Annotated in this window: 9 protein-coding genes; 8 read left to right on the top strand and 1 reads right to left on the bottom strand. The window is 68.3% G+C overall.

Annotation, left to right across the window (positions count from 1 at the left end):
* Positions 1 to 132 precede the first annotated feature (132 nt).
* From AB0E94_RS13415 to AB0E94_RS13450, 8 genes are all read left to right on the top strand, one after another.
* Entirely contained in the window at positions 133 to 1,122 is a 990-nt protein-coding gene (locus tag AB0E94_RS13415) for a LacI family DNA-binding transcriptional regulator (RefSeq protein ID WP_360325918.1), read from the top strand.
* 294 nt (positions 1,123 to 1,416) lie between these two features.
* Positions 1,417 to 2,799, top strand: a complete 1,383-nt coding sequence (locus tag AB0E94_RS13420) for a sugar ABC transporter substrate-binding protein (RefSeq protein ID WP_360325920.1) — start codon at positions 1,417 to 1,419, stop codon at positions 2,797 to 2,799.
* A gap of 2 nt (positions 2,800 to 2,801) precedes the next feature.
* Positions 2,802 to 3,731, top strand: a complete 930-nt coding sequence (locus AB0E94_RS13425) for a sugar ABC transporter permease (protein ID WP_360325922.1) — start codon at positions 2,802 to 2,804, stop codon at positions 3,729 to 3,731.
* A gap of 5 nt (positions 3,732 to 3,736) precedes the next feature.
* Positions 3,737 to 4,609, top strand: coding sequence for a carbohydrate ABC transporter permease (locus AB0E94_RS13430; protein ID WP_360325924.1), 873 nt, complete (start codon positions 3,737 to 3,739; stop codon positions 4,607 to 4,609).
* Between the two features lie 5 nt (positions 4,610 to 4,614).
* Positions 4,615 to 6,153 carry a glycoside hydrolase family 13 protein gene (locus AB0E94_RS13435; RefSeq protein WP_360325926.1) on the top strand — a complete coding sequence of 513 codons (1,539 nt, stop codon included), beginning with the start codon at positions 4,615 to 4,617 and terminating at the stop codon, positions 6,151 to 6,153.
* Positions 6,154 to 6,232: 79 nt separating this feature from the next.
* A complete protein-coding gene (locus AB0E94_RS13440) occupies positions 6,233 to 10,057 on the top strand; it encodes a discoidin domain-containing protein (protein ID WP_360325928.1) in 3,825 nt (1,274 codons plus the stop codon).
* Positions 10,058 to 10,119: 62 nt separating this feature from the next.
* Entirely contained in the window at positions 10,120 to 10,590 is a 471-nt protein-coding gene (locus AB0E94_RS13445) for a YcxB family protein (RefSeq protein ID WP_360325930.1), read from the top strand.
* Between the two features lie 22 nt (positions 10,591 to 10,612).
* Positions 10,613 to 11,362 carry a helix-hairpin-helix domain-containing protein gene (locus tag AB0E94_RS13450; RefSeq protein WP_360325932.1) on the top strand — a complete coding sequence of 250 codons (750 nt, stop codon included), beginning with the start codon at positions 10,613 to 10,615 and terminating at the stop codon, positions 11,360 to 11,362.
* A gap of 74 nt (positions 11,363 to 11,436) precedes the next feature.
* Here the strand turns inward: AB0E94_RS13450 and AB0E94_RS13455 are convergent, their stop codons facing one another.
* Positions 11,437 to 13,563, bottom strand: coding sequence for a bifunctional SulP family inorganic anion transporter/carbonic anhydrase (locus AB0E94_RS13455; RefSeq protein WP_360325934.1), 2,127 nt, complete (start codon positions 13,561 to 13,563; stop codon positions 11,437 to 11,439).
* Positions 13,564 to 13,578 lie beyond the last annotated feature (15 nt).

Here is a 13,578-nt window from a genome sequence, read left to right on the forward strand (position 1 = left end):
CCGGACCGCCACCACGCCGCGTGAAATATGCTCACCCCGGGGTGTCGATCGCAGCCACACCTTCGCAAGCGAGCGCAAAGCGACAACCAAGAGCAGTTCGGTTTTTGCAATAAACTGACGTAGGATTCCGTGGTGACCAAACGACTTGCCGAGGTGGCGAAGAAGGCCGGGGTCAGCGAGGCGACCGTCAGCCGGGTGCTCAACGGGCGCAGCGGCGTCTCGGAGGCCACCCGCACGTCGGTGCTCACCGCGCTGGACGTGCTCGGCTACGAGCGACCGACCAAACTGCGCGGCGAGCGGGCCCGGCTCGTCGGGCTGGTGCTGCCCGAGCTGCAGAACCCGATCTTCCCGGCGCTGGCCGAGGTGGTGACGAGTTCCCTGGCGCAGCGCGGGTTCACCCCGGCGCTGTGTGCCCGCACGATCGGCGGCGTGCCCGAGTCCGATTACGTGGAGATGCTGCTGGACCACCAGGTCAGCGGCGTGATCTTCGCCGGCGGGTCGTATGCGCTGGCCGACGCCTCGCACGAGCACTACCTCCGGCTGACCGAGCGCGGGCTGCCCGTGGTGCTGGTCAACGCCGGCGTCGACGAGCTCGGCTTCCCGCGGGTGTCGACCGATGACGCGGTGGCGGTCGAGCAGGCGTATGGGCATCTGCGCTCGCTCGGGCACGAGCGGATCGGCATGGTGCTCGGGCCGGAGGGGCACATCCCGTCGCGCCGGAAGCTGCTCGCGATGATCCAGGCGGCCGACACCGAGGCCGAGGTGGAGCGTTCCAGCTTCTCCATGGAGGGCGCCCGGGTCGCGGCGACCAAGCTGCTGGAGCGCGGCGTGACCGGCATCATCTGCGCCAGCGACGTGCTCGCCCTGGGCGCGATCCGGGCGGCCCGCCGGCTCGGCAGGGCGGTCCCGGCCGACGTCTCGGTGGTCGGGTTCGACGACTCCGCGTTCATGACCTGCACCGATCCGCCGCTGACCACGGTCCGGCAGCCGATCGAGACGATGGGCCAGGCCGCGGTGGATCTGCTGGTCAGCCAGATCGACGAGGCCCGCGAGTTCTCCGACGAGCTGCTCTTCGAGCCGGAGCTGGTGGTCCGCGGCTCGACCGGCCCGGCCCGCAAGTGAAACCGGCCAGGCCCGCAAGTGAAACCGGCAGATTTGACGGCTCCTGCCGGTAAGTAAAACCGGACAAACAGTCGCCGGCCCCGAAAGGGGCCGGCCTTTTTTGTGCCCAAAACCGGCAAACTCACAAACGAACAAGCTGCAGTCGTGTTTTTTCAAAGCACGATCGAAACCTTGCGGCAACATGGCCCGGTAGTTACAGTGACTCCACTCACTACGGGAAACAGTCCTGACCGTAGTGACGACAACGCGATTCAGCGATGGCCATGGATAACCCGTTCCCGAAGGGATGGACAGATGTCCGTACCGCAGTACCGGAAGGTTGCGGCGCTAGCGCTCGTGGCCGGCCTCGGGCTCAGCCTGACGGCGTGTTCCACGAAGAGCGACGACGACGGCGGGGCCGACGCCGCCGGCAAGGTCACCATCACGGTCGACTGCCAGCCGGTCGCCGCCCAGAAGGAGCTGCTCGACAACTGGAACGCCGACGTCAAGGCGTTCCAGACCGAGAACCCGAACATCGTGATCAAGAGCATCAGCGTCGGCCAGCAGTGCAACAACCCGCCGGACTTCACCGCCCGGCTGGCCGGTGGCACGACGACCGACGTCTTCTACGGCTACATGACCGACCTCCAGCAGGTGCTGGACTCGGGTCAGGCGCTGGACATCACCCAGTACGTCAACAAGGACACCGTCCCGACCTGGGACAGCGTCGACCCGGCGCTGAAGGAGGTCTTCACCGACGGCGGCAAGCTGTACGGCGTACCGGTGAAGAACTATTCGATGGGTCTGGTCTATAACAAGACCCTGTTCGCGAAGGCCGGTCTGGACGCGAACAACCCGCCGAAGACCTGGGCCGAGGTGCGGGAGGCGGCCAAGAAGATCACCGCCGCCGACAGCAGCGTGGCCGGCTACTCGGAGTACAGCGCCGGGAACACCGGTGGCTGGCACTTCACCTCGCTGCTCTACTCGCAGGGCGGCCGGATCCTCTCCGAGGACGGCAAGAAGGCCGCCTTCAACACCGCCGAGGGCAAGCAGGTCCTGCAGAACCTCAAGGACATGCGGTACGGCGACAACTCGATGGGCGCCCGCCAGCTCCTGCAGTGGGGCGACCTGCTGACCAACGCCGCCGCCGGCAAGGTCGGCATGTTCATCGGCGCGCCGGACACCACCCAGGCGATCGTCAGCCAGTTCAAGGGCAAGTTCGAGGACTGGGCGGTCGCGCCGCTGCCGGGTCAGACCGACCTGGCGAAGGGCACGCTCGGCGGTGGCGAGGGCTACTTCTTCAAGAAGGACCTCACCAAGGAGCAGGTCGAGGCGGGCCTGAAGTGGATCGCCTACCAGAAGCTCACCCCGGGCAAGGGCCAGTTCGACTACGTGCGGGCCAAGCCGCAGAACTACCCGGTCGGCCTGCCGCAGCCGCTGCTGTTCGCGAACGGCACCGAGGCGCAGAAGCAGGAGTTCGACCTGCGCAAGGCGAACGCGAACGTGCCGGTCGAGAACTTCGCGCTCTTCGAGGCGAAGCAGCTGCCGATCGTCGGCGAGCCGCGGGACGCCCAGGCGATCTACGCGATCCTCGACTCGGCGATGTCGGGTGTCCTGACCGACCCGAACGCGAGCGTCGACTCGCTGCTGAAGACCGCCGAGGAAAAGGTCAACCAGCTGCTGGCGGCCGGTAGCTGAGGATGGCCGTCATCACCGCCCCCGCCCCGGTGAAAGCCGAGGCGGGGGCCTCCTCGAAGACCAGCCGCAAACTGCGGGACAACCTGACCGGACACGCCTTCCTGATCGGTGCGGTCCTCTGCTTCGGCCTCTTCATGTGGTTCCCGATGATCCGCGGCATCGTGATGAGCTTCCAGCGCACCCGCCGCGGCGTGACCACCTGGGTGGGCTGGGACAACTACATCCGGATCATCGAGGATCCGAGCTTCTGGGTGGCCTGGAAGAACACCTTCTACTTCACCGGGCTCGCGCTGGTCCTCGGTTTCGTGGCGCCGTTCTTCGTCGCGATCCTGCTCAACGAGTTCCGGCACGCCAAGGGCTACCTGCGGATCCTGGTCTACCTGCCGGTCATGCTGCCCCCGGCGTCGGCGCTCTACCTCTTCAAGTACTACGCGTACGACCCGAGCGAAGCCGGGCTCTTCAACGCGATCCTGAGGTTCCTGCACCTGCCGACCTCGGAATGGATGCAGTCAACCACCATGACGATGCCGTCAATGGTGATCGCGTCAACATGGATGAACATGGGCGGCGCGGTGCTGATCTATCTGGCGGCGCTGCAGAACATCCCGGGTGATCTGTACGAGGCGGCCGAACTCGACGGCGCCGGCCTGTGGAAGCGGATCTGGCACGTGACGATCCCGCAGACCCGGCTGATCCTGGCGCTGCTGGCGATGATGCAGATCGTCGCGACCATGCAGCTCTTCATCGAGCCGCTGATCCTGGCCAACGGCGCCGGCACGCAGGACGCGGCCACCTCGGTCGCCTACCTGATCTACCAGCACGGGTTCTTCCAGAACGATCTCAACGGGGCCGCCGCCCTGGGCGTGATCATGCTGCTGGTGCTGGCCGCCTTCTCCGCCGTCTATCTCCGGCTGAGCACGAAACAGGACTAGAAACCATGTCTCGAACCCTCATCTCGCACGCTCAGCTCCAGCGCGGACGCGGCCGGTTCCTCTACTGGGCGCTGCTCGGCATCGTCGTCACGGCATTCACCCTGATCTTCATCGGGCCGCTGTACTGGATGGTCACCGGCGCCCTCAAGTCGGGCCAGGAGATCGCGCAGACACCGCCGACCCTGTTCCCGCGGGATCCGGAGTTCACCAACTACACCGACGCGTGGACCCAGCTCGCCCTCGGCAAGCTGCTGTTCAACACGTTCTACTACGCGGCCGGGGCGGTGCTGTTCCAGCTGGTTCTGGACACCGCGGCGGCGTACGCCCTCTCCAAGCTCCGCCCGGCCTTCGGCAACGTGATCCTCGGCGCGATGCTGGCGACCCTGATGATCCCGGCGATGGTGCTGATCGTCCCGCAGTACCAGACGGTGATCAGCCTGCCGGTGCTGGACCTCAGCCTGATCGACTCGCCGTTCGCGATCTGGCTGCCGATGGTCGCCAACGCGTTCAACATCTTCCTGCTCAAGCGGTTCTTCGACTCGATCCCGGAAGAGATCATGTCGGCCGCCTTCATGGACGGCGCGTCGCCGCTGCGTACCCTCTGGTCGATCCTCCTGCCGATGTCCCGCCCGATCCTCGGCGTGGTGTCGATCTTCGCGGTGACCGCGGTCTGGAAGGACTTCCTCTGGCCGCTGCTGGTCATGCCGCACCCGGAGACCCGCACGGTCAGCGTCGGCATCTACGCCTTCGCCGCCGGCACCCCGCAGAACGTGGTGGTCGCCGCCTCGGTGATCGCGGCCGTACCGACCGTGATCATCTTCTTGATCTTCCAGCGCAACATCATGTCCGGCCTGACCACAGGCAGCCTCAAGGGATGAGCGGGATGACGAATCAGTGGTGGCGTGACGCGGTGATCTACCAGGTCTATCCGCGCAGTTTCGCCGACGGCGACGGGGACGGGGTCGGTGACATCGCCGGCATCCGCGCGCGGCTCGGCCACCTCCGGGATCTCGGTGTCGACGCGATCTGGATGAGTCCGTGGTACCCGTCGCCGATGGCCGACGCCGGGTACGACGTCTCCGACTTCCGCGACATCGACCCGGTCTTCGGTGACCTGTCCGAGGCGGAGGCGCTGATCGCCGAGGCGCACGAGGCGGGCATCCGGATCATCATCGACATCGTCCCGAACCACATCTCCAGTGAGCATCCGTGGTTCAAGGCCGCCCTGGCCGGTGGAAATGAACGGGATTACTTTTGGTTTCGTAAAAGCCAAAATATGCCTACAAACTGGGTCGGTGAATTCGGCGGCACGGCATGGACCCGCGTTGATGAGGAAACCTGGTACCTGCACCTGTTCACTCCGGAACAACCGGATCTGAACTGGGAACACCCGGCGGTGAAAGCCGAATTCGAGAGCATCCTGCGGTTCTGGTTCGACCGGGGCGCCGACGGCATCCGGATCGACTCGGCCGCACTGCTCTTCAAGGACCCGGCACTGCCCGAGGTGGTCGAGGGCGAGCCGCACCCGTTCCATGACCTGGACGCGGTGCACGACGTCTACCGGTCGTGGCGGCGGATCGCCGACGAGTACGAGGGACGGGCGCTGATCGGCGAGGTGTGGATGCCCGACGTCGAGCGGTTCACCAACTACCTCCGTCCGGACGAGCTGCACGCGGCGTTCAACTTCGACCTGCTCGGGTGTGCTTGGGACCCGTACCTCATGCGCTCTTCGATCGAACGCACCCTGGACGCGCACGACCGCGTCGGGGCGCCGCCCACCTGGGTCCTGTCGAATCACGACGTGACCCGGCATGTCACCCGGTACGGCCGGGCCGACACCACGTTCAGCTTCGAGAACAATCTGGACGGCACCCCGGTCGACCTGGAGCTCGGCACCCGGCGGGCCCGCGCGGCCGCGCTGCTCACTCTGTCGCTGCCCGGTTCGGCCTACGTCTACCAGGGCGAGGAGCTGGGCCTCTGGGAGAACGAGACGATTCCTGAAGATCAAATTCAGGATCCGATGTACGCCCGGAGAGGCCACACCCGGGACGGCTGCCGGGTGCCGCTGCCGTGGTCCGGCGACGAGCCGCCCTACGACTTCACCAGCGGCGCGCCGTGGCTGCCCCAGCCCGCCGAGTGGAAGGACCGGACCGTCCAGGCGCAGACCGGCGACCCCAGCTCGATGCTCGAGCTCTACCGGTCGGCGATCCGCCTGCGCACTTTCAAGGATCGGGAATTCGCCTGGCTGGACCGCGGCGAAGGGGTGCTCGCCTGGACCCGCGGAACCGATTTCGCCTGTGTCCTCAACCTCTCCGGCGGGCCCGTCCCCCTGCCGGAACACCAGACCGTCCTGCTGGCCAGCGGCCCGCTCGACGGCGATCTCCTTCCCCAGGACACCGCGGCCTGGCTGCGGCTGAAGTAGGCGTCCGGCCGGGCGGCACCCACCGAAGCCGCCCGGCCGGCGATCACCACCTCTCACGGAAGAAAGGTGCGCTCCCCCGATGTCCAAATTGTCACGAAGAATCCTCGCCACGGTGGCGATGACAAGCGTGGTCGCCGCGCTCGTCCACGCCCCCGCGGCACAGGCCGCCGGCCCGAACCTGGCGGCCGGAAAGACCTTCAGCGCGAGCAGCTTCACCGACGTCTACCCGGCCGGCAACGCCGGTGACGGCAACGCCAACACCTACTGGGAGAGCAACAACAACGCCTTCCCGCAGTGGCTGCAGGTCGACCTGGGCACGTCCACCCAGGTCAACCAGGCGGTCCTGAAGCTGCCGCCGGCCACCGCCTGGAACACCCGCACGCAGACGCTGTCCATCCAGGGCAGCACCAACGGCACGTCGTTCAGCGACCTGAAGGCGAGCGCCGGGTACTCCTTCAACCCGTCCAGCGGGAACACGGTGACCGTCGACTTCACCGCCGCGAGCGCACGGTTCGTGCGGCTGAACTTCACCGGCAACACCGCGTGGCCGGCCGGCCAGCTGTCCGAACTGGAGATCTACGGCCCGGTCAGCGGGGACAGCCAGGCGCCGAGCGCACCCGGCAACCTCGCCTACACCCAGCCGGCGAGCGGCCAGATCCGGCTCACCTGGAACGCGTCGACCGACAACGTCGGCGTGACCGGTTACGACGTCTACGCCAACGGGCAGCTGCGCAGCTCGGTGGCCGGCAACGTGCTGACCTTCACCGACAACCAGCCCGACTCGGCGACCGTGCAGTACTACGTGCGGGCCAAGGACGCGGCCGGCAACGTCTCGGCGAACAGCAACACGGTGACCCGGACCGGCGCGACCGGTGACACGCAGGCGCCGACCACGCCGGGCACCCTGTCCTACACCGTCCCGGCGAGCGGGCAGATCCGGCTGGCCTGGGGCGCGTCGACCGACAACGTCGGCGTGACCGGCTACAACGTGTACGCCAACGGCGCGCTGAAGACGACGGTGACCGGTCTGACCTACACCGACAGCCAGCCCGACTCGGCAACCGTGGCGTACTACGTCAAGGCCCGGGACGCCGCCGGCAACGAGTCGGCCGCCTCCAACACGGTCACCCGCACCGGCACCCAGCAGCCGGGCGGCAACCTCGCGGTCGGCAAACCGATCGAGGCGTCGTCGGTGATCCACACCTTCGTGGCCACCAACGCGAACGACAACGACACCGCGACCTACTGGGAGGGCAGCGCGTATCCGGCGAACCTGACGGTGAAGCTGGGCGCCAACGCCTCCGTCACGTCGGTGGTCGTCAAGCTGAACCCGGCGACCGAGTGGGGCGCCCGCCAGCAGACGTTCTCGATCCTCGGACGGGAGCAGTCGTCGGCCTCCTACACGACGCTGGTCGGCTCGGCCACGTACAGCTTCAATCCGGCCAGCGGCAACACGGTGACCGTGCCGGTCACCGCGACCACCGCGGACGTCCGGCTCTCCTTCACCGCCAACACCGGCGCGCCCAGCGGCCAGGTCGCGGAGTTCCAGGTCGTCGGCACCGCGGCGCCGAACCCGGACCTCACCGTCACGGCTCTCACCGCCTCTCCGGCGACGCCTGTCGAGACCGACGCGATCACCCTGTCCGCCACCGTCCGCAACGCGGGCACCGCGGCCTCACCCGCCTCGGACGTCAACCTCTACCTGGGTACGGCCAAAGTCGGCACCGCCGCGGTCGGCGCCCTCGCGGCCGGCGCGTCCACCACGGTCACCGCGAACATCGGGGCCCGTGACGCCGGCAACTACCCGCTCAGCGCCAAGGTCGACGAGTCGAACACGGTCATCGAGACCAACGACGCCAACAACTCCTACAACAGCCCGGCCAACCTGGTCGTCGCGCCGGTCAGCAGCTCCGACCTGGTCGCGTCGGCGGTCTCCTGGTCGCCCGGCAACCCGGCGGCCGGCAACACGGTCACCTTCTCGGCGGTCCTGACGAACCAGGGCACCGCGGCCAGCGGCAGCGGCGCGCACGGCGTCACCGTGACGATCCTGAACGGCTCGACCGTGGTGCGCACGTTCACCGGCTCGTGGACCGGGACCCTGGCCGCCGGCGCGTCGTCGCCGGTGATCAGCCTCGGCACCTGGACCGCGGCCAACGGCAAGTACACGGTTCGCACCGTGGTCGCCAACGACCCCAACGAACTGCCGGTCAAGCAGGGCAACAACACCAGTGAGAAGCCGTTCTTCGTGGGGCGTGGCGCGAACATGCCGTACGACATGCTGGAGGCCGAGGACGGTCAGACCGGTGGCGGCGCGGCAGTCGTCGGACCGAACCGGATCGTCGGCGACCTCGCCGGTGAGGCGTCCGGCCGCAAGGCGGTCACGCTGAACCAGACCGGCGCCTACGTCCAGTGGACCACCCGGGCCGCCACAAACACGGTGGTCGCGCGGTTCTCCATCCCGGACGGCACGACCAGCTCGATCAGCGTCTACGTCAACGGGACCTTCAACAAGTCCCTGCCGCTGACCTCCAAGTACGCGTGGCTGTACGGCAACGAGACCAACCCGCAGAACTCGGGCACCGGTGCGCGCCACATCTACGACGAGGCGAACGTCATGCTGACCGGATCGTTCCCGGCGGGCAGCACGATCAAGCTGCAGAAGGACTCCGGCAACTCGGGCAACATCGCGATCGACTTCATCAACACCGAGCAGGTGTCGCCGATCGCGAACCCGGACCCGTCGAAGTACGTCGTGCCGGCCGGTTTCGACCACCAGTCGGTGCAGAACGCGCTGGACGCCGCCCGCCAGGACGCCTCCAAGGTGGGCGTCTACCTCCCGGCCGGCGATTACCAGACCGCCAACAAGTTCCAGGTGTACGGCAAGGCGCTGAAGGTCGTCGGGGCCGGGCCCTGGTACACCCGCTTCTACACGCCGTCCACCCAGTCGGAGACGGACGCCGGTTTCCGGGCCGACGCCACCGCCAACGGCTCGACATTCGCGAACTTCGCGTTCTTCGGCAACTACACGATCCGCATCGACGGCCCCGGAAAGGTGTTCGACCTCGCCAACGTCGCCGACATCACGATCGACAACATCTGGGCCGAACACACGGTGTGCCTGTACTGGGGCGCCAACACCGACCGCATGAAGATCACCAACTCGCGGATCCGGAACCTGTTCGCCGACGGCGTCAACATGACCAACGGCAGCACCGACAACCTGGTCGACAACAACGACGCCCGGGCCACCGGTGACGACAGCTTCGCGCTGTTCTCCGCCATCGACGCCGGCGGCTCCGACGAGATCAACAACGTCTACTCGAACCTGTCCACCACGCTGACCTGGCGGGCCGCGGGTGTCGCGGTCTACGGCGGGTACGCCAACACGTTCAAGAACATCTACATCGCGGACACCCTGGTCTACTCGGGCATCACGATCAGCTCGCTGGACTTCGGTTACCCGATGAACGGTTTCGGTGCCAGCCCGCCGACCGTGTTCGAGAACATCTCGATCGTCCGGGCCGGCGGCCACTTCTGGGGCAGCCAGGTGTTCCCGGCGATCTGGGTGTTCTCGGCGTCGAAGGTGTTCCAGGGCATCCGGGTGAACAACGTCGACATCGTCGATCCCACGTACTCGGGCATCATGTTCCAGACCAACTACGTGGGCGGCCAGCCGCAGTTCCCGGTGAAGGACACCGTCTTCACCAACGTGTCGATCACCGGCGCACAGCGCAGCGGCGACCAGTTCGACGCCAAGTCGGGCTACGCCGTCTGGGCGAACCCGATGCCGGAGGCCGGTCAGGGACCCGCGGTCGGTAACGCGGTCTTCACCAACCTGCAGCTCAGCAACAACTACCGGGACATCGAGAACCCGACCACCACCTTCACCATCACCCGTAACTAGTCCACACCGGACAGGACGTGCCCGCGCCACGGACGGCGCGGGCACGTTCGTACGATCCATCGGTGCACATCGAGTTCACCCACGCCCGCACCCGTGCCTACTTCCGCCGGGTCCTCTCCGCCGGGGCGGAGCGCAAGGCACAGCCGTACGCCATCGCCGGCGCCACCCTCCTGGCGGTCGCCCTGTTGCTCGCCGTCGGCGGCGAGTTCAGTGGAAACTCCCTGCTCCTCGCCGTCCCGCTGGCCGTGCTGGCGCTGGTGCCGCTGGCCACAGCCGGCTGGCACTGGCGGCGGGCGATCAGCGTCCCGGACTCCCGGCTGGCCCCGCGCACCTGGACCCTCACCGAGGAGTCCTACGCCTCACGCACGGACGGGTCGACCACCGAGATCGCCTGGCCGGACTTCGTCTCGTTCCGCGCCACCGACGACGCCTACGTGCTGCGGCACCGGGGCGGCGCGACCTTCGACATCCCGCGCGAGCCGATGACCGCCGAGCAGGACACCGAACTGGGCACCTTCCTGCGGGCCGCTTGAAACCGCGGCCTACCGTCGAGGAATGCAACCCGATCCACGCGTCGCGCCCGGATGGCACCAGGAAACCCCGCCCCGGACCGGGTGGTGGTATCTGATTCCGCTGTTCACCTGCGGATACGGCACGCCGATCATGGTCATCCTGGCCGGTGTGAAGCTGCGGTCCAGGCTGCACACGCTGCTCGGGTTCGGATACTTCGCGGGGATCGCCGCGCTCCTGGTGGCCCGGTCGGTCACGTCGGCGGGCTACGAGTCCGACGACGAGAACGCCGTGGTCGCCATCGTCTCGCTGATGCTGTGGATCGTCGGCACCATCCACGTCGCGGCCTTGCAGGCGAAAGTACGGGACCGCTGGTACCGCAAGGCGGCCCGGCGGCACCAGCACCTGCTGACCCAGTACCCGCCGTCGCCCTGGCAGCACGGCACCGGCGTCGACCCGGCCCTGGCCGCGGCGCAGTGGCGGGCCGCCCGCCGCGAGGAGTCCCGCCAGCTCCAGGTCAGCCAGCCGGCGATGGCGACCGAGCTGATGATCGGCCGCCCCGACCTGCCCGGCCGCCAGTACGACGACGGCGGCCTGGTCGACGTCAACCACGTCCCGGCCGACTGGCTGGTCCGCTACCTGACCATCGACCGGGCCCTGGCCGACCGGATCGTCGAGGCCCGCGACCGGCACGACGGTTTCACCAGCCCGGAGGAGCTGGTCGTCTACTGCGAAGGCCTCACCCCGGCGAAGCTGGACCAGTTCCGCGACCGCCTGCTGTTCGTCCCCCGCTGACCACCCGCGTGGTGACACGCCGCGTGGTGACCTGTGGCGCGGATCGGACCGCAGGTCACCACGCGGGATTTCGGTCAGGCGGCGGGCTGGACGGCTACCGGGCGGCGGACGCCGAGGACCGGGTCGACCTCGTACATGCGGGCCTCGGCCAGGTCGAAGTACATGCCGGTCAGGCGGAGACGGCCGGCCGCCTCGGCCGCCCGGACCACCGGATACGTCCGCAGGTTGGTGAGCTGCTGCACCACGTTGCCGGTGCAGCAGCGCTCCTCGTCGTCCGGGTCGCTGAACCGGACACCAGAGTTGGCCAGCCAGCCGCCGAGCGCCGAACCCTCGCGGGCGGCGCCGTTCATCAGGGCGCGCACCGCTCCACAGCCGGAGTGGCCGCAGACGGTGATCGTGGTGACGCCGAGGATGTCGACCGCGTACTCGACCGCTGCGCCCACCGAATCGTCGGCGGCGCTGTGCGGCGGGACGATGTTGCCGATGTTGCGGACGCAGAACAGGTCGCCCGGCCCGCTCGCGGTGATCAGGTTGGGCACCACCCGGGAGTCGGCGCAGGTGATGAAGAGCTGCTGCGGGCTCTGCCCGTCCCGGGCCAGGTCGGCCAGGTGCGGGCGGACCATCGGGGCGACCGTCCGTTCGAATTCGGCGATCCCGGCCGCCATCGCGCCGCGGCGCTGCTGGTCCATGTCCTGCCAGCGGGACCACGAGCCGACCAGCCGCGGGGTGCGCTTGCCGTCGCCGAGCCGGCCCGACGTGGCCTGGTGGAACCACGAATCGTGCACCTCGCGTACGGTCACCGTGCCGCCGGCCCGCTCGTAACCGGACCGCCAGTCCCGGATCGTCTCGAACGCCCCGTGGTCGAGATAGTCGAGGTGCAGTTCCACCTCGACGTCCGCGCCCGACGGCAGGGCCCCGAGCTCACGGCTGAGCCGGGCCGACTCGACGAACGACAGGGTGCCGTTGATGGTGACCAGCCACTCGCCGGGGGCACGTTCGACCCGGCGGATCTCCGAGCGGGTGAGCCGCCACAGGATGAACACGGCTGCGACGATCATGCCGAGGGCCACGCCGGTGAGCAGGTCGGTGAAGACCACGCCGAGCGCGGTGACCAGGTAGGTGGGCAGTTCCCGGTGCCGGGCGTAGGTGCGGATCTGACCGAGGTCGACGAGCCGCAGACCGACGACGATGAGCACGGCCGCCAGCACCGCCATCGGGATGGTCTCCAGCAGGTCGGCGAAGAACAGCACGAACGCCGCGATCCACAGGCCGTGCATGATCGCTGAGGCGCGGGTCCGGGCGCCGGCGGCCACGTTCGTCGAGCTGCGCACGATCACGCCGGTCACCGGCAGGCCACCGAGCAGCCCGGACGCGGTGTTGGCGACCCCCTGGCCGACCAGTTCCCGGTTGAGGTCGGCGCGCGGGCCGTCGTGCAGCCGGTCCACGGCCACCGCGGACAGCAGCGACTCGACACTGGCGACGATCGCGATGGTCAGCACCGCGACGGTGATCTCGCGCAGCGGCGCGTCCGGCCAGGCCGGCCGGATCAGGCCGGACAGGGGTTCGTCGGGCAGGTCCACGCGGTCCACGTCGGCGTTCATGGCGGTGGCGACGGCGGTCATCGACACCACCGCGACCAGCGCGGCCGGCAGCAGCGACCAGCGGACCAGGCGCGGCCAGAGCACCAGGATCGCGACCGTCAGCACGCCGAGGATCGCGGCCGTGCCGTGGTGGGCGACCAGTTGGCCGGGCAGGTCGATCAGGTTGTGCCAGGCGGAGCTCTGCGGTGCGCCGCCGAGCATCACATGCACCTGGCTGAGTGCGATGACCAGGCCGATCCCGGCGAGCATGCCGTGCACGACGGCGGGTGACAGGGCGAGAGCGGCGCGGCCCAGGCGGGAGGCGCCGAGTGCGATCTGAACCAGGCCGGCGACCGCGACGATGGCCGCCGTGCCGGCGAAACCGAAGTCGGCGACGGTGCCGGCGACGATCACGGTGAGGCCGGCAGCGGGGCCGCTGACCTGTAATGGAGCGCCTCCTAGGGCGCCTGCAACGATGCCGCCGACCACTGCGGCGACCAATCCTGCGAGTAGTGGCGCACCCGAGGCCGCGGCGATGCCGAGGGACAACGGGATGGCGATCAGGAACACGACGATGGACGCCGGCAAGTCCCGGCGCAAAAACTGCGTCAAGTCGGACATTTCGGCAATGTACCG

The sequence above is a fragment of the Actinoplanes sp. NPDC026670 genome (assembly GCF_040638175.1).
Lineage (GTDB): Bacteria > Actinomycetota > Actinomycetes > Mycobacteriales > Micromonosporaceae > Actinoplanes.